The sequence below is a fragment of the Pseudodesulfovibrio senegalensis genome, from assembly GCF_008830225.1.
Classification (GTDB): Bacteria; Desulfobacterota; Desulfovibrionia; order Desulfovibrionales; family Desulfovibrionaceae; genus Pseudodesulfovibrio; species Pseudodesulfovibrio senegalensis.
The window spans coordinates 273,166-289,143 of the sequence record NZ_WAIE01000003.1; the positions used below are offsets into that span (position 1 = coordinate 273,166).

Below are 15,978 nucleotides of genomic sequence, written 5' to 3' on the forward strand. Positions count from 1 at the left end.
GTTGCCTCCTAGTTGAGCAAACGCCAGCCGAGGTGTCTGCCGATCTTCTTGAAAACGTCGTCGATGTCGTACACCGAAGGCGCATCGAAATAGTGGTCGTCCGTGCCCGGCTTGCTGGATGCGATCTGTTTCATGAGGGCCACGTCCGTGGTGTCCGAGTTGCCGAAGCGGATGGTAAAGATCTCGATGTCCGAATCCTTGGCCAGTTGGGCCTGTTCCAGCATGTCGCTGTTGAGCTGCCCGCCGTCTTCGCAGTGGGCCGAGTCCACGCCCATGCCGTAGTATGCGTTGGTCCAGTAGTTGTTGGGCTCGTAGCTCTGGGCATACCGGCCGCCGCAGCCGCCGTCCTCGTTGTCGCCGTCCGTGAGCAGGATCAGGATCTTTCTGTATTCTTCCGGGTCTCCGGCCTGCGGGTAGGGTGCGCCGGGGGTCAACATCAGGCGGCCCCATTTCATGCCCATGGGAATGATGGTGCCGGACCAGACGCCCTGGGCATCCATGCGGTTGAGGGTCTGGGTGATGGCGTACTTGTCCCCGGTCAGGCCATGGGACTTGGGAATGCCGGAGCATGTGTCCAGCGTGACCCAGTTGCGGTAGTAGTCGGGCAGGGCCCAGTACATGGGCATGAAGTCCTCGTGCATGCCCGTGTATTCGGAGCCGTCCCAGTTGCGGCATCCTGCGGGCAGGCCGTCCTGCACGTCGTCCTGCAGGCGCACGGTTCCCTTGAAGGGCACCAAGCCAACCTTGGAGCCGGGATCGGCGCCATCGGGCAGGATCAGGTCCACAAGGTTCAGGGCTGCGGCGCGCACCATGTTGATGGGCGTGCCTTTCATGGAACCGGAGTTGTCCACCACGAAAACCACCTCGAGCTTGTTGAAGCCCGCCGAGGCCTTGGCGGAAATCCATTTGTCCGTGATGCCGGCCACGCCCATGAGCAGGGTGGATACGTTGGCCTTGGCCAGCACGTTCACGCTGCGGATGTCGCTGCCTGAGGTGATGCTTTCCACTTCCGCGTCCGGATAGTTCTTTTCAAGCATGGCGTTGACTGCCGCAACCACGCGTCCGTTGCTCACGTCCGGGTCGTAGGGCAGTTCCAGGCTGCCTGCCAGTGCTGCCGAGTCCACGGCCGCCTGCAGTTTGGTCTTGGCCATGTACAGGTTGCCGAGGTCCACGGCCAGACCCACGGAAAGCACCAGGGCGCTGACGACCACGCCCATGAGGATGCTCACCGCACCGCTGCGGCTATTGCCGGGGCATGGTTGTCTGAGCCTTGAGAACGAACGGGTCGTTGCTGCCCGTGAGAAATTCGTATCCATCTTCGCCTCCGTTGAAGGGCGTGTATTGACAACTGACTATGACCGTGACTTCGGATTCCACCGTGTTGACCGTGGTGGTCAGGCTTTCCGGCGGAACATCGGATACCAGCGCCCGGACCAGCGAGGTCACGTCCGCGGATTCGCCTTCCATAAGTACCAGTCGCGCGCCTTCGCGGCTGGCCTCCTGCAGGGACGAATACATATGCATGGCGTTGGCCCCTTCCACGAGCATGAAAAGCAGCAGAAAAATGAATGGCAGCATCAGTGCCAGTTCGGTCGCGGCCATCCCGCTGCGTTTGGAGTCGTTTGTGTTCATGCCATTCTCCTTGCCAAGACCCTGTGCGGGTTTGTTCATTTCCATGATGGTATTGCAAAGCAATGGGCGTGCCAAAGAATCTGCCGTTCTGTATGTTTTATTAAAGTCCTTTATTTTCAACTATATGAACGAATGCAGTCGTCTGTGTGGTCCTGGCCCTGGCCAGCGATATGCACAGGGAAACGCATGGCTATCCATTTTTTGTGGATTCATGGCGGCGATTGGGGTATGCTGGAGCCGACATTGCAAAACCGGAGAATGGAACATGCCCATACGCGTGCTTGTTGTTGATGATGATGCCCCGTTTCAGGGGCTTTTGGTGGATGCCCTGACAGAACTGGGCTACGAGGTGGAAACCGCGTCCACGGCTGAAGAGGGCGTGGAAAAGGCCCGTGCCGGGCGTTTCGATCTTGCCCTGCACGACGTGAAGTTGCCGGGCATGTCCGGCATCGAGGCGCTGCCGCATCTGGCCGATGCCGCGCCGACCATGGATGTGATCGTCATGACCGGATACGCCACCAAGGGCTCGGGCGTGGAGGCCATGAAGCGGGGCGCCTACGACTATTTCACCAAGCCGTTCAGTATTTCCGAGATGGACGTCGTCATTCGGCGCGCTTTGGAAAAACGCAAGCTTGAACAGGAGCTTGAGACACTCAAGCGCAATCTGCGCGTGGACAGCCCGCTGGGGAACATCATCGGGCAGAGCCGCCCCATGCAACTGGTCAAGGAGCGCATCGAACGCGTGGCCGAACTGGATGCGGACGTGCTGGTGGTGGGCGAGACCGGCACGGGCAAGGAACTGGTTTCCGACACCATTCATGCCCTGAGTGCCCGTGCTTCCGGGCCGTTCGTCAAGCTCAACTGCGCGGCCATTCCCGAAAACCTGTTGGAAAGCGAATTGTTCGGCCATGAAAAGGGCGCGTTCACCGGGGCCAACGCCGTGAAGAAGGGTAGGTTCGAGCAGGCGCGCGGCGGCACCATTCTGCTGGACGAAATCGGCGACATGCCCTTGCATTTGCAGCCGAAACTGCTGCGCGCCGTGGAACAGAAACAGGTGGAGCGTCTGGGGGGCATGGCGCCCATATCCTTTGATGTACGCATCATAGCCGCCACCAACCGGGAACTGGAAAAACGTGTGGCCGAAGGCGAGTTTCGCTCCGACCTTTTCTACCGCCTGAACATCGCCACCATCGCCCTGCCCGCCCTGCGCGAACGCATGGACGACCTGCCTCAGCTGGCCGAGCGGTTCATCCAGCGCGCCAACCGCAGGCTGGGCACGGACATAGCCGGCATTTCGCCTGAGGCCATGGGCATCATGATGGCCTATGACTGGCCCGGCAACGTGCGCCAGCTGGCCAACGCCGTGGAGCGCGCCGCCATATTCTGCAAGGGCAGCCACATCACGCCCGCCGAGGTGGACCTGGCCTTTTCCCGTGCCGTGCCGCAGGGCGGGGTGCAGGGCGTTCCCGTGGCGCTGGACCCGGATACCACGCTCAAGCAGGCCATGCAGGATTATGAGCGCACCCTTATCAGCGAGGCCATGACCCGCACGGGCGGCGTGCAGACCGAGGCCGCGGCCCTGCTGGGCATCTCTCCCAAGAACCTCTGGAACAAGATCCGCAAGCATGGTCTGGACCCCATGGAGTTTGTTCAGACCTGATCTATTTTTTATAGACCGACCTTATATCCTGAAATAATTGACGATTATTGTGAACAGCCTCGCAGGGTTTGCTGCGAGGCTGTCCATTTTTTATGGATTATCGCGTTCGTTCATGTTCACAACGTTTGTGCTGCATGAGCGGATAATTATTTTTTACTCCAATTATTTCAGAATGATAAAAAAGAAAAATGAGCGTTTTTGAGCCAATGGCACGGTGGTTGCTCAATGAAGGGCATGCTCTTGGTAGGGCATGTTTGAGGAAGGGGAGACATCGGCGGGAAAAAACGAACAGTTCGGTTTTTACCGGAAGGAGAAAAGACAATGATCAGGACCAAGCAACTCATTTGCGACGAAGATGGTGCAACCGCTCTGGAATACGGCCTGATCGCCGCCTTGATCGCCGCCGCCATCGTGACCGCGGTCACCGCGCTCGGCACCAACGTGGCCGGTACGTTCAACGGCATTGCTTCCAAGATGACCGTGACCCCGTAAATTTTTTCGCAACCATTTTTTCAGCAAGGAGAAAGACAATGACCAAGATGATGCAGCTCATCCGCAGTGACGAAGGCGCAACCGCTCTGGAATACGGCCTGATCGCCGCCCTGATCGCCGCCGCCATCGTGACCGCGGTCACCGCGCTCGGCACCAACGTTTCCGGCACGTTCAACGGCATCGCTTCCAAGATGACCGTGACCCCGTAAATCTTTTCGCAACCATTTTTTCAGCAAGGAGAAAGACAATGACCAAGATGATGCAGCTTATCCGTAATGACGAAGGCGCAACCGCTCTGGAATACGGCCTGATCGCCGCCCTGATCGCCGCCGCCATCGTGACCGCAGTCACCGCACTCGGCACCAACGTTTCCGGCACGTTCAACGGCATCGCATCCAAGATGACCGTGACTCCGTAGCAACGGAAACCAAACGTTTCGGCCGGTTCCGGGGCGGAGGGAGGGAAAGCCCGCCGCCCCGGCCCCGTCTTCGAAAGGAGACGGACCCGGCATCACATGTCAGGTATTCGGGGGAGAACCATGGACATTGCCGCCGCCATCACGCTTCTGGCCGCCCTGGCCATAGCCGTCATCACTGATCTGCGCAGCCAGCGCATTCCCAACTGGCTCACGTTTCCGCTCATGCTTTCCGGTCTTGTCGCCCATGCCGTGGCGAACGGGCTGGACGGGCTGCTCTTTGCCTCGGCCGGGTTCGGACTCGGGCTGGGCGTCATGCTGGTTCCGTTTCTGCTGGGCATGATGGGCGCGGGCGATGTCAAGCTCATGGCCGGCGTGGGCGCGTGGCTCGGTGCGAGCACGGCGTTCGCGGCATTCATTTTCACCTGTCTCGTCGGCGGGGTCTATGCCCTGGTGGTTTTGCTCAGGCATATGGATCACCTCAAGGCCGTGCTGGCGAACTTCCGCGCTTCGGTGTTCATTCTCCTGTCCTCCCACCGGTTCGAATACGTTCCCGTGAAGTCCGAAAGGGTTCTGCCCCGGCTGTGCTACGGCGTGGCCATTGCCGCAGGGACCCTGGCATCCATGGGGCTGGCCTTTCATCGCACCGGACTGTTTTACGCCCCGTAGGGCAAGGAGAATCCCATGAGCCGATCTTCTCGCGCAATCATCCAGATAGGCCTTGCCCTCGTGCTTTCGCTGGTGGCGGCCACACTCATCTTCCGCTGGATGAGCAGTCGTCCGGTCAAGCAGGCCGCCGTACCCACAGTGCCCGTGGTGGTGGCCAAGATGCCCATCAAGAAAGGCAGCAAGATCCCCGAGGAGTCCCTTGTCGTGCGTCAGTACGCGCAGGAAGCGGAACCTGCGGGCGCTGTTGGCGATTTCGAGGGGCTGGTTGGCCGCACCGTGGCCATGGACGTGGGCGTGAACGAACCCGTGACCCGTTCCAAGCTGGTGGGCGACAAGCCCATCGGCGGCATCAGCGCCATGATCGCCCCCGGCAAGCGGGCCATGGCCGTCAAAGGCAACATGGTCATGGGGCTTTCCGGTTTCGTGCACCCGGGTGACCGCGTGGACGTGCTGGTTTCGCTCACCGAGGGACGCGAGGAAAAGCCCGTGACCAAGATGGTGCTGGAGTGGGTCAAGGTGCTGGCCACCGGAACCCAGCTGGACACGCCCACCGAGGAAGGCGTGACCGCGTCCGTGGACGTGTACACGTTGGAACTCTCGCCGCAGGAAAGTGAACGTCTGGCATTGGCCTCCACCCGCGGCACCCTGCATTTTGCCCTGCGCAATCTGGTGGACAACGCCACGGTGCTCACGCACGGGGAAACGCCCAAGTCGGCATTGGCCGCATTCCGGCCCAAGCCCAAGCCCAAAAAACGGGTCCGGGGCAAAAAGCAGGTCAGTGTGCAGGTCATCTCCGGCGCGGACGCCACCAAGGTCAAGTTTTAGGGGGGAGCGCAACAATGAAGACTTCATATGCAATACGAATCCTGACCGTGGCGCTGTGCGCACTGCTGTGTTCGGGCGTGGCCCGGGCCGGGGAGCGCGTGGATTCGGACGCGGCCAAGGTCGTGCGCGTGGTGGCCGGGAAATCCGTGGTGCTGAACACGGACAGGCCCGTGACCCGCGTGTCCATCGCCGATCCGGAAACCGCCGGGATGCTGCTGCTTTCGCCCCGGCAGATTTATCTGACCGGCAAGGAATTCGGCACCACCTCCCTGACCCTGTGGGACGGCCCCGGCGTCATGGACGTGTACGACGTGCAGGTCATCCCGGACGTGACCGGACTCAAGCGCATGCTGCACGAGCTTCTGCCGTCCGAGGACCGCATCAAGGTCATGGCCAATGCCGAGAACATCACACTGGCCGGAACCGTGACCGACGCGGCCAGCCTGACCGCGGCCCTGAACCTTGCCGAGACCGTGGCCCCGGAAAAGGTGGTCAACCTCATGCGCATGGACGGGGTGCAGCAGGTCATGCTGGAGGTCCGCGTGGCCGAAATGACCCGCACGGCCCTGCAGCGCATGGGTGTGAACTTCGAGGCCTGGACCGACGATTTCCTGTTCTATTCGTTCCTGAACAACCTGACCAGCTTCAACAACGACGGAACGCTCATCCAGCTCACCGACCGCATCAACAGCGTCATGCGCTACAACGGTTCCGGCAACATCGGCATGAACGCGTTTCTGGACGCGCTCAAGGCCCATGGCCTTGCCCGGGTGCTGGCCGAGCCGAACCTCATCTGCGTAAGCGGCGAAACAGCCAATTTCCTTGCGGGCGGCGAGGTGCCCATTCCCATCCCCCAGTCCTTCGGCACCGTGGCCATCGAGTTCAAGCCCTTTGGCGTGGGTCTCAAGTTCACGCCCACGGTCATGAGCGCCGGGGCCATCAACCTGCAGGTGGCGCCCGAAGTTTCGGATCTGGATTATTCCCGAGCCCTGCGCTTTGACGGATACGAAATTCCGGCCATTTCCACGCGCCGGGCCACAACCGTGGTGGAACTGGCCGACGGCCAGAGTTTCGCCATTGCCGGCCTGATCAGCGAATCCCTCAAGGAAAACAACCAGCGCTTTCCGGTGCTGGGCGATGTTCCGATCCTCGGAAGCCTGTTCCGCAGCTCGGATTATCAGGAAGACAAGACCGAATTGGTGATCATCGTCACCGCGCATCTGGTCAAGCCGCTGGACACGGACCAGCAGTCCCTGCCCACGGACGGGTTCCGCAAGCCCGACGATTACGAATTCTACCTGCTGGGCCTTTTGGAAGGGAAGGACTCGGCTTCCGGGTCGGACCCGCGCATGTTCCCGCCCCGGGAAAAGGTTTCGTCCGGCAGCGTTGTGCGGCCCGAGTCCGGATTTGACGGCGACGTGGGCCACGCATGGCCCAAATAAGGAGGACGCAATGACAACCAGACTGATGACCTTGACCATATTGTCGCTTTTCCTGGCCTCGGGCGGTTGTTCCATCGCCCAGGTGCAGCATGAGGAATCCACGCCCCGTTTCGGTTCTTCCGTGAAGATGGCCGTGCAGGACCAGACCCTCAACCCCCTGCCTGCGGGCACCGAGCCCGTGCGCGGCATGGACGGCAAATACACGCAGGCCGTGGTGGAAAAGTACCAGAGCGGCCCCAAGCCCGAAACCAAGAGCACGAACACCTCGGTGGCAGACATCATCATAGGGGGCAAGTGATGCGTTTTTCCGAGCCCCACGTGAACTGCTGGCGCGAGCTGCTGCTTATGCTGCTCATGACCGCGGTGCTCATGGCCGACATATTTGTCTTCGACAGTTTCAGCGCGGACCCCGGTCCGGCCCGACCCCGGTCCGAAGCCACTGCCGCGCGGTAGGAGAATCGTGATGGATAGCCGTATCATTCCCGTGACCCTGGCCCTTGCGGACCCGGAACAGCAAAAGCACATGCAGGCCATGATCGAGTCCATGCCCGCCGTGCGGTTGCAGCCCGAGGACGCCGAAACCATGGGCGTGCTGGTCTATGAGCCCGGCCCGAGCGTGAACGAGGACCTGCCGCATATCCTTCAGGCGTTGGAATCCGGGCAGGCCGAAGACGTGTATCTGGCCGGGGCTGCGCCGGACCCGGACCTGCTGATCCGGGCCATGCGGCACGGCATTCGAGAATTTCTGCGTTATCCGGTGGCACAGGACGATTTCCGCGCAGCGCTCATGCGCACGGCCATGCGCGCCAATCTGGAATCCGATGGATCGCGCGGTCGCATCGTCACGGTGCTGGGCGCCAAGCCCGGCATGGGCGTGACCACCATGGCCGTGAATCTGGCCGTGGCCGCCAACCGGGCCGCCCCCGGAAGCGTGGCCCTGCTGGATTTGCGCCAGCCCGCGGGGGACGCGCCCCTGTTCCTGGACCTTGCTCCCGAATACACCTGGGGCGATCTGGTGGGCGACATCACCCGGCTGGACGCCACCTATCTGCGCAGCGTCATGGCCGAGCACGAGTCCGGCCTGCATGTGCTGCCCGCGCCGCAGGACGCGACCCTGCCCGACGACCATGAATTGTACATGATTCTGGAACACCTGCGGCAGGCCTATGATCTGGTGGTGGTGGACGCCTCCATTTCGGAGATGGACGAACTGCCCAAGGAAGTGGAGCTGGCCGACTCGCTGCTGCTGGTCACGGAACTGGGCATGCCCGCCCTGTCGCGCACGGCCCGCGTGCTCAAGCGGTTGCGCTCGCTGGACCCGGACGCGCAGCGCCGCGTTCGGCTGGTGGTCAACCGCCATCTTCCGGATTCGGGGGTGGACGTTGGCGAAGCCGAAGCCGTGCTGGACACCAACGTGGCCTGGGCCGTTCCCCATGATTATCCGGCCGCGCTTTCGGCCATGAATCAGGGCGTGCCCATGGTGGACGCGGCACCCAGGTCCGCAGCCTCGCGCATGCTGGAACGCATGGCCGCAGAACTGGCACCGAATGCGGATGCGCCGCGCAAGCAGGCCTTTTCCCTCAGGGGACTCGTGGACCGTGTGCTCAGGCGTGGCGGCGACACGGCAACGGCCCCGGAGCGCACTCCTGAAACCGTGAGGGCAGGATCATGAATCTTGCCGAACGGTTGAACCGCAATCAGGCCAAGGCCAGGGTGCAGACGCGTCCCGCGCGCGAAGCTGAAGCGCGCGAGGAAAACAGCGAGTACTATTTCGACATCAAGACCCGTATCCATGCCCGGCTCATCGACCTTTTGGACCTGACCGTGCTGGACCGCCTTTCCGAAGAGGAAACCAAGGCGGAGATAGCCAGCGCCACCGAAGGATTGCTTTGGGAAGAATTCCAGAGCGCCCCGTTGAACATGGCCGAGCGCAAGCGCATGCTCTCCGAGATTCAGGACGAGGTCATCGGGTTGGGTCCGCTGGAGCCGTTCGTCAAGGACGACACGGTCAACGACATTCTGGTCAACGGCTACAAGCAGATTTTCGTGGAGCGCAAGGGCAAGCTGCAACTGACCAAGGCCCGGTTCCGCGACGACGACCACCTGCGCAAGATCATCGACCGCATCGTCTCTCGGGTGGGACGGCGCATCGATGAATCCCAGCCCATGGTGGACGCCCGCCTGCTGGACGGTTCCCGCGTCAACGCCATCATTCCGCCGCTGGCTCTGGACGGCCCGTCCCTGTCCATACGCAAGTTTTCCAAGGACCCTCTCGAAGTGCGCGACCTGATCGGGTTCGGCGCGTTCACCGATGAAATGGCCATGGTCTTCGACGGCATCGTCAAGTGCCGGCTGAACGTGATCATTTCCGGCGGTACGGGCTCGGGCAAGACCACGCTGCTCAACTGCCTCTCGCGCTTCATCCCCGAGGACGAGCGCATCGTGACCATCGAGGACGCGGCCGAATTGCAGATGAAGCAGGAGCACGTGGTGCGGCTTGAGACCCGGCCCGCCAACATCGAGGGCAAGGGCGAGATCTCCCAGCGCGAACTGGTCAAGAACTGCCTGCGCATGCGGCCGGACCGCATCATCGTGGGCGAGGTCCGTTCCGCCGAGGCCCTGGACATGCTGCAGGCCATGAACACGGGCCACGACGGCTCCCTGACCACCATCCACGCCAACTCGCCGCGCGATTGCCTGATGCGCCTTGAGACCATGGTTTCCATGGCCGGCTTGAACATTTCAGACGTTTCCCTCAAGCGGTACATTTCTTCGGCCGTGGACGTGATCATTCAGGCCACCCGTCTGGTGGACGGCACGCGCAAGGTCATCAGCGTGCAGGAAGTCACGGGCATGGAAGGCGAGATCATCACCATGCAGGAAATCTTCGCCTTCGAGCAGACCGGCGTGGATTCCAAGGGCATGGTCGTAGGGGATTTCATGGGTCGCGGCATTCGTCCCAAGTTCAGCGAAAAGCTCAACCGCATGGGAACGCCGTTCCCGCCGGACATTTTCGAAGCCCGGAAGCTGGGGTAGCCGTATGCAGAGCGTATTGATCATAGTCGTCATGGCCGCGGTGCTGTTCCTGTTGGTTTCCGGCTTTGCGGCCCTTGGCCGCTCCGCACAGGACAAGGCCGAGCGCAAGGTGCGCGACCGGTTGCGCGCGTTGGGGCTGGAAAACGCGGACGACGAACGCGTGGAACTGGTCCGGCGCTCCTCGTCCATGAGCGACGTGCCGTGGTTCAACCGCATGCTGGAAAACATGAAGCTGGCCGCGAACCTGCGCAGGCTCATCCGGCAGGCGGACGCCAAGGGCACGCCCGGCACCTACATGCTGGCCTCGGCCCTGCTGGGCCTTGCCGGGCTGTATGCGGCCGCGCTGGCCACGGGCAACCCGCTGGGTTCCGCGGTCATCGCCTATGTGTGCGGTTCCCTGCCCGTGTTCATGCTCAAGCGCAAGAAGGCCAAGCGCATGGAGCGTTTCACCCAGCAGCTCCCCGAGGCGCTGGACCTCATGACCCGCGCGCTCAAGGCCGGGCATACCTTCAACGGTGCCATGCGCATGGTGGCCGATGAGTTCGACGATCCCATCGGCGCGGAATTTCGCCAGACCCTCGAGGAGATCAACTACGGTAAGGACGCGGACCAGTCCCTGACCGACCTGCTGCACCGCGTGGATTGCCCGGACCTCAAGTTTTTCGTGGTTTCCGTGAACATCCAGAGGGAAACCGGTGGCAACCTTGCGGAGATCATTTCCAACATCGCCCGGCTGGTGCGCGAACGCTTCGAGCTGTTCGGGCAGGTGCGCGTGCTTTCGGCCGAGGGCCGCATGTCCGCCATGATCCTCACGGCCCTGCCGTTCGTGGTGGCATCGGCCCTGTACATCATCAATCCCGAATACATGAGCCTGCTCTACAAGGAAGAGCTGGGCCGGGCCATGGCCATGGGGGCCGTGGTTTCCATGACGCTGGGCATTTTCGTCATCCGGCGCATGATCAGGATCACCATCTAGGGAGCCGCCATGAACGAGTATGTTTATCCGCTGATCGCCGCCGGGCTTGGATTCGTGTCCGTGCTTCTGGGCGTGTACGGCGTGTTCGGGTTCCTTTCCGGCGCGGGCAACGTGGAGCGCATCCGCGATCGCGTGCACGGCGGCCGGGCCGACAACGGCTCTGCGCTGGGTCACGCCCTGCGCGATGCGGGCCGCTCCCTTGCGCGCATGTTCGACAAGCTCGGGTCCCGGGTCGCTCCCAAGGAAGAGGAACGCGAAAACGCCTCGCGCCTCAAGCTGGTGCAGGCCGGACTGCGCAAGCCCGAATCCTATCGCGTCTTTCAGGGCGCCAAGGCGGGCATGGCCCTGATCATGCTCGCTCTGTTCATGGGCGCACGGACTTTTTTGTTCGACGACATGAGCATGGGCGCGACCATGTTCGCCGGTGCCGGGGCATTGGCTGCGGGCATGTATGCCCCGGACCTGTGGCTTTCCTCCCGGCTCAAGAAGCGCCAGACCAGCGTGACCAACGCCCTGCCCGATGCGCTGGACCTGCTTGTGGTCTGCGTGGAGTCCGGCATGGGGCTGGATCAGGCCATTACCCGCGTGTGCGAGGAAATGCGGCTTTCCGGCCCGGAGATCAGCGAGGAATTTTATCTGCTGACCCTTGAACTGCGTGCGGGCAAGAAGCGTGCGGACGCCCTGCGCGCCCTTTCGCGCCGGGTGGGGCTGGACGATCTCAACAGCCTGGTGACCCTGCTCATCCAGGCGGATATTTTCGGCATCAGCGTGGGCCGGACCCTGCGGGTCTATTCGGATTCCATGCGCAAGAGGCGCCAGCAAAAGGCGGAAGAGGCCGCAGCCAAGCTGCCGGTCAAGCTCATGCTGCCGCTCATCCTGTTCATTCTTCCGGCATTGTTCGCCACCATCATGGGACCGGCGATCATCATGCTCGGCGATGTTTTCGAAGTGCTGCCCAATTAGGCGGCAAGGAGGGGAGTCATGAAAACGACGTGTCACATCATCCTGTTTCTGGCCATGGCCGCGCTGCTGTGCGGTTGCGCTTCCAAGAACATGGATGGCGATTTCAAGGAATTTGCCTACGGCAAGGACACTGAACTGGACCTTGACGGGGCAAAGCATTTGAAGATTGCCAAGGGGTATTCCGAGCGCGGCAATTACGAGATGGCCTTCGTGCACCTGAACAAGGCGCAGGAAAAGGACCCGGGCAACATCGAGATCCGGGTGCTCAAGGGCGAACTGCTGACCACCAAGGGGCAGGACGAACTGGCACTGAACGAGTTTCTGGCCGTGCTTCAGGCACAGCCCGATCACGCCCGCGCCAATCAGGGGGCCGGGACCATCTATTTTCGGGCCGGGTTGTTCGATGAAGCCGAGTCGCACCTGTCCATGGCCGTGACAACGGACCCGTCCCTGTGGAAGGCCCACAACTATCTGGGCATCCTTCACGACCGGCGCGGCGAATACGATCAGGCCGCGGCTTGCTTCGGCAAGGCCCTGGAACTGCATGACGGCAATGATTCTGCCGCCATCCTGAACAATCTGGGCGTGGTGCACATCGCCCGCAAGGACTACGCCAGTGCCGCACAGGCCTTTTCGCAGGCACTGCAAAAGGGCGGCGCCTGTCCGCGTACCTACAACAACCTCGGGCTGGCCCTGACCAACATGAACCGGCGCGGCGAGGCGCTGGAGGCCTTCCGTTATGCTGGCGGCGAAGCCAAGGCCTACAACAATCTCGGCTATGTGCTGCTTTCCGGCGGCCAGCCCGTTGAGGCCATTCCCTATTTCGAGCGGGCCCTTGAGCTTTCGCCTTCCTATTACACCATGGCCGACGAGAACCTGAAACGCGCCCGCATGGCTGCGCGTTTCAGTGCCGATATTGATGGTTCAACCCCGAACCGACTGTCCCCGGGACCTTTCCCGTCCGTGGGGCAGGCTGCCGGCGAGGCTGCGGACGTTGTCAAGGCGTCCGCGGCCTTGCCCCGTGCGGCAACCGCAGCCAAGGCCGCGAGTGTTCCCGGGCCGCAGCCCGTGCAGGAACGCGACCTGAAACCTGACATTGCCGCGCCTGCCGCTGCAACTCCTGAAGCGGCCTCGCCCGAAATCTCCACCGGGGCAGCCAAGCCTTCCAAGGTGCAGGTCTCAAAGCGGTCTTCGGCAACCGGGGATGCAATACAGCCTGTGTACGGCATTCATGTCAGCTCGTGGCAGGATGTGAACCGCGCCAGCCGCGATTGCGAGCGACTGGAAAAGCGCGGCTTTTCCACGTGGATCAACGAGGTGGACCTTGGCGAGCGTGGCAGGTGGCACCGCGTGGTGGTGGGCCGCTATTCCAGCAGGGCCGAGGCTGCCAAGGACCGGCCCGGCGTCCTCGAGTCCTGCGGGCTGGACAGGGCCATGATCGTGCGGCTGGATTCCGGAGTAGCCACCAATTGAGCAATAGCGGAGAGGACAGCAGCAAGCCATTCCGAAAATCTCCGTTGCAGGCGGCCGGGGGCGTGCCCCGGCCGCCATTTGTTTCCACCTTTCCATTTGTCTATCCATGCATTATACTACAGACCATTACCTGTTGAACCGCACAGCCCTGTCCAGACCCCGGAGCGTGGCCGCAATGGATGAACATTCTTCCGGATTTCGCATACTCGCCATTGATCCCGACACCGAGATGCTGACCCAGTACCGGGACATCCTCTGTTTCGAGCGTGGGGACGCCTCTGCGCTGGAGGCCCTTATTGCGGACAGTGCCGGAGCTTCCGGGCACCATACGCAGGAGGCCGCCGAGGGCTCCGAACAGATGGTTTTTCAGGTCAGTTGCCATCGGGACGCACGCGAGGCACTGCGCGAGGCAGCCATGGCCATCGGCAGGGAAGAGCCCTTTGCCGTGGCCCTGATCAACATGCGCCAGCAGGGCTCGGACGGGGTGGAGGCGGCGGCGCGGCTGCGGTCCGTGGACCCCAACGTGGAGATCGTCATGCTTTCCTCGTCCGGGGACGTGCCGCTTGCCGAGCTCAACCGCCGGGTTCCGCCGCCGGAAAAACTCCTGTACCTGCAAAAACCCTTTCGCTCGCAGGAATTGCGCCAGCTGGCCAACTCCCTGTGCCACAAATGGCGCATGCAGTTGCAGCTTTTCGAGTTCAACGAACGCCTGACCCATATCGTGGACAGCCGCACCGCGGAACTGAACCACGCCAACCAGCGGCTCATGCGCGATATTGCCAAGCGGGCGTCCGTGCTCCGGCAGCTGGAAGCCAGCGAAGAACGCTACCGGCTGCTGTTCGACAAGGATATCACTGCCAACTTCGTGGCCGACGGCGACGGGCTGATCCTGAACTGCAACAAGGCATTTGCCGACATGTTCGGGTTTGCGGAGCCGTCGAGCGTGGAGGGAGAAAATCTTTTCGACGTCTGGGATTCGCTGGGATCGGGCATGAATCTGCGCGAACAGCTGGAACGGACCGGGCGGTTGCGCAACCACGAGACGAGTTTCCGCGGCTCCTCCGGGCGCGTGCATTTGCTGGCCACCGTGGACGGTGTCATGGGCGAGGGCGGGCTTGAGGAGATACGCGGCTATTTTGTGGACATCACCGAACGCATGGAGCTTGAGGAGCAGCTGCGGCTGGCCCAGAAAATGGAGGCGCTCGGCACGCTGGCCGGGGGCATTGCCCACGACTTCAACAACATTCTCGGCGTGATCATGGGCTATGCCGAGATCGTGCACAGCTCGGCCGAGCCGGACAGCACGCTGGAACGGCGGGTCACGGAGATCATGCGGGCCGGGGAGCGGGCCCGGGATCTGGTTACCCAGATACTGAATTTTTCGCGGCAGGGTCCGCAGGAGCGCCAGCCCATGACCCTGATTCCGCTGGTCAAGGAGGCGCTCAAGCTGTTGCGCTCCAGCATTCCGGCCAACGTGGAGATCAACGTGAACACCGGGGCCGAGGACGACCGCATCATGGCCGATCCCACCCAGATGCACCAGATCATCCTGAACCTGTGCACCAACGCTGCCCATGCCATGCGGGAACACGGCGGGCGGCTGGACGTGGAGGTGGCCGATGCGGACGAGACCGACAGGATGTTCATCCCCGGCGACGTGGGACGGCCCGAATGGTTCGTGCGCCTGCGCGTGACCGACACCGGCCACGGCATGGACGCTGAAACCATGGACCGGGTTTTCGACCCGTTTTTCACCACCAAGGAGCTGGGTGAAGGCACGGGCATGGGCCTTTCCATGGTGCATGGCATCGTGCGCAAACACGAAGGCCACGTGCACGTGCACAGCGAGCCCGGACAGGGTGCGATTTTTTCCGTGTATCTGCCCCGCACGCCCGATCTGGCCCGGCCCGAGGCCGCGGCCCTGCCCCAGCTGGTTTTCACCCGTGGGCGCATCCTGTTCGTGGACGACGAAAAGGCGCTGGTGGACATCGGGCGCGACATGCTCGAATCGTTCGGGTTCGAGGTGGTCACCCGTACCAGCAGCATCGAGGCGCTGGAGGCTTTCCGGCACCGCGCCCACGATTTCGATCTGGTCATCACGGACCAGACCATGCCCAACATGACCGGGTTGGAGCTTTCGCGCGAGATTCTGCGCGTGCGCCCGGACCAGCCCATCATCCTGTGTACGGGCTTCAGCGAGGCGGTTTCCTATGACCGTCTGCGCGATGCCGGCATCGGCGATTTCATCATGAAGCCCATCCTCAAGCACGAACTCATGGAAAGCCTCGGCCGCATGCTGGGCCGGGACGACGACTCAGACCTGATCGGCTGACCCCTTGTTGCGGCAACGACTGCCGACGGAAGAATGAAGGAGGGACGGAGCGGCCTGTGCCTC

Annotated in this window: 17 protein-coding genes; 15 read left to right on the forward strand and 2 right to left on the reverse strand. The window is 62.2% G+C overall.

What is annotated here, in order from left to right; genetic code table 11:
- Positions 1-8: 8 nt before the first annotated feature.
- Together F8A88_RS09550 and F8A88_RS09555 are read right to left on the reverse strand one after the other, a co-directional pair.
- Positions 9-1,316: a vWA domain-containing protein gene (locus tag F8A88_RS09550; protein ID WP_151150911.1), complete on the reverse strand. Its 1,308-nt coding sequence runs from the start codon at positions 1,314-1,316 to the stop codon at positions 9-11.
- Positions 1,243-1,632 carry a TadE/TadG family type IV pilus assembly protein gene (locus F8A88_RS09555; RefSeq protein WP_151150912.1) on the reverse strand — a complete coding sequence of 130 codons (390 nt, stop codon included), beginning with the start codon at positions 1,630-1,632 and terminating at the stop codon, positions 1,243-1,245. The genes F8A88_RS09550 and F8A88_RS09555 overlap by 74 nt, the downstream gene beginning before the upstream one ends.
- 265 nt (positions 1,633-1,897) lie before the next feature.
- Here F8A88_RS09555 and F8A88_RS09560 point away from each other — a divergent pair, with 265 nt between their 5' ends.
- From F8A88_RS09560 to F8A88_RS09625, 15 genes are all read left to right on the forward strand, one after another.
- On the forward strand, positions 1,898-3,292 hold the full coding sequence (locus F8A88_RS09560; RefSeq protein ID WP_151150913.1) for a sigma-54-dependent transcriptional regulator: 1,395 nt from the start codon (positions 1,898-1,900) through the stop codon (positions 3,290-3,292).
- 321 nt (positions 3,293-3,613) lie between these two features.
- A complete protein-coding gene (locus tag F8A88_RS09565; protein WP_151150914.1) occupies positions 3,614-3,784 on the forward strand; it encodes a Flp family type IVb pilin in 171 nt (56 codons plus the stop codon).
- 38 nt (positions 3,785-3,822) lie between these two features.
- The gene (locus tag F8A88_RS09570; RefSeq protein ID WP_151150915.1) at positions 3,823-3,993 is read left to right on the forward strand and encodes a Flp family type IVb pilin; all 171 of its coding nucleotides are present in this window, start codon (positions 3,823-3,825) and stop codon (positions 3,991-3,993) included.
- A 38-nt stretch (positions 3,994-4,031) separates the two neighbouring features.
- Complete coding sequence (locus tag F8A88_RS09575) at positions 4,032-4,202, forward strand: Flp family type IVb pilin (RefSeq protein ID WP_151150916.1); 171 nt, start codon at positions 4,032-4,034, stop codon at positions 4,200-4,202.
- Between the two features lie 120 nt (positions 4,203-4,322).
- On the forward strand, positions 4,323-4,868 hold the full coding sequence (locus F8A88_RS09580) for an A24 family peptidase (RefSeq protein ID WP_151150917.1): 546 nt from the start codon (positions 4,323-4,325) through the stop codon (positions 4,866-4,868).
- Positions 4,869-4,883: 15 nt separating this feature from the next.
- Positions 4,884-5,693, forward strand: a complete 810-nt coding sequence (cpaB, locus tag F8A88_RS09585; RefSeq protein ID WP_151150918.1) for a Flp pilus assembly protein CpaB — start codon at positions 4,884-4,886, stop codon at positions 5,691-5,693.
- Between the two features lie 14 nt (positions 5,694-5,707).
- Complete coding sequence (locus F8A88_RS09590; RefSeq protein ID WP_151150919.1) at positions 5,708-7,135, forward strand: type II and III secretion system protein family protein; 1,428 nt, start codon at positions 5,708-5,710, stop codon at positions 7,133-7,135.
- 10 nt (positions 7,136-7,145) lie between these two features.
- A complete protein-coding gene (locus F8A88_RS09595) occupies positions 7,146-7,433 on the forward strand; it encodes a hypothetical protein (RefSeq protein WP_151150920.1) in 288 nt (95 codons plus the stop codon).
- Positions 7,433-7,588 (forward strand): hypothetical protein, encoded by a 156-nt coding sequence (locus F8A88_RS15760; RefSeq protein WP_161598374.1) that lies wholly within the window; start codon positions 7,433-7,435, stop codon positions 7,586-7,588. The genes F8A88_RS09595 and F8A88_RS15760 overlap by 1 nt, the downstream gene beginning before the upstream one ends.
- Positions 7,589-7,598: 10 nt before the next feature.
- Entirely contained in the window at positions 7,599-8,807 is a 1,209-nt protein-coding gene (locus F8A88_RS09600; RefSeq protein ID WP_151150921.1) for a CpaE/TadZ family protein, read from the forward strand.
- The gene (locus tag F8A88_RS09605) at positions 8,804-10,171 is read left to right on the forward strand and encodes a TadA family conjugal transfer-associated ATPase (RefSeq protein WP_151150922.1); all 1,368 of its coding nucleotides are present in this window, start codon (positions 8,804-8,806) and stop codon (positions 10,169-10,171) included. The genes F8A88_RS09600 and F8A88_RS09605 overlap by 4 nt, the downstream gene beginning before the upstream one ends.
- A gap of 4 nt (positions 10,172-10,175) precedes the next feature.
- The gene (locus F8A88_RS09610) at positions 10,176-11,147 is read left to right on the forward strand and encodes a type II secretion system F family protein (RefSeq protein ID WP_151150923.1); all 972 of its coding nucleotides are present in this window, start codon (positions 10,176-10,178) and stop codon (positions 11,145-11,147) included.
- Positions 11,148-11,156: 9 nt separating this feature from the next.
- The gene (locus tag F8A88_RS09615) at positions 11,157-12,110 is read left to right on the forward strand and encodes a type II secretion system F family protein (protein WP_151150924.1); all 954 of its coding nucleotides are present in this window, start codon (positions 11,157-11,159) and stop codon (positions 12,108-12,110) included.
- An 18-nt stretch (positions 12,111-12,128) separates the two neighbouring features.
- Entirely contained in the window at positions 12,129-13,583 is a 1,455-nt protein-coding gene (locus tag F8A88_RS09620) for an SPOR domain-containing protein (protein ID WP_151150925.1), read from the forward strand.
- Positions 13,584-13,758: 175 nt separating this feature from the next.
- Positions 13,759-15,915, forward strand: a complete 2,157-nt coding sequence (locus F8A88_RS09625) for a hybrid sensor histidine kinase/response regulator (protein WP_151150926.1) — start codon at positions 13,759-13,761, stop codon at positions 15,913-15,915.
- Positions 15,916-15,978: the final 63 nt, after the last annotated feature.

Bases quoted from the DNA above. Each gene is read 5' to 3' on its own strand.
- F8A88_RS09550 (WP_151150911.1), bottom strand. From the start codon at position 1,316: ATGGATACGAATTTCTCACGGGCAGCAACGACCCGTTCGTTCTCAAGG.
- F8A88_RS09555 (WP_151150912.1), bottom strand. From the start codon at position 1,632: ATGAACACAAACGACTCCAAACGCAGCGGGATGGCCGCGACCGAACTG.
- F8A88_RS09560 (WP_151150913.1), top strand. From the start codon at position 1,898: ATGCCCATACGCGTGCTTGTTGTTGATGATGATGCCCCGTTTCAGGGG.
- F8A88_RS09565 (WP_151150914.1), top strand. From the start codon at position 3,614: ATGATCAGGACCAAGCAACTCATTTGCGACGAAGATGGTGCAACCGCT.
- F8A88_RS09570 (WP_151150915.1), top strand. From the start codon at position 3,823: ATGACCAAGATGATGCAGCTCATCCGCAGTGACGAAGGCGCAACCGCT.
- F8A88_RS09575 (WP_151150916.1), top strand. From the start codon at position 4,032: ATGACCAAGATGATGCAGCTTATCCGTAATGACGAAGGCGCAACCGCT.
- F8A88_RS09580 (WP_151150917.1), top strand. From the start codon at position 4,323: ATGGACATTGCCGCCGCCATCACGCTTCTGGCCGCCCTGGCCATAGCC.
- cpaB (WP_151150918.1), top strand. From the start codon at position 4,884: ATGAGCCGATCTTCTCGCGCAATCATCCAGATAGGCCTTGCCCTCGTG.
- F8A88_RS09590 (WP_151150919.1), top strand. From the start codon at position 5,708: ATGAAGACTTCATATGCAATACGAATCCTGACCGTGGCGCTGTGCGCA.
- F8A88_RS09595 (WP_151150920.1), top strand. From the start codon at position 7,146: ATGACAACCAGACTGATGACCTTGACCATATTGTCGCTTTTCCTGGCC.
- F8A88_RS15760 (WP_161598374.1), top strand. From the start codon at position 7,433: ATGCGTTTTTCCGAGCCCCACGTGAACTGCTGGCGCGAGCTGCTGCTT.
- F8A88_RS09600 (WP_151150921.1), top strand. From the start codon at position 7,599: ATGGATAGCCGTATCATTCCCGTGACCCTGGCCCTTGCGGACCCGGAA.
- F8A88_RS09605 (WP_151150922.1), top strand. From the start codon at position 8,804: ATGAATCTTGCCGAACGGTTGAACCGCAATCAGGCCAAGGCCAGGGTG.
- F8A88_RS09610 (WP_151150923.1), top strand. From the start codon at position 10,176: ATGCAGAGCGTATTGATCATAGTCGTCATGGCCGCGGTGCTGTTCCTG.
- F8A88_RS09615 (WP_151150924.1), top strand. From the start codon at position 11,157: ATGAACGAGTATGTTTATCCGCTGATCGCCGCCGGGCTTGGATTCGTG.
- F8A88_RS09620 (WP_151150925.1), top strand. From the start codon at position 12,129: ATGAAAACGACGTGTCACATCATCCTGTTTCTGGCCATGGCCGCGCTG.
- F8A88_RS09625 (WP_151150926.1), top strand. From the start codon at position 13,759: ATGGATGAACATTCTTCCGGATTTCGCATACTCGCCATTGATCCCGAC.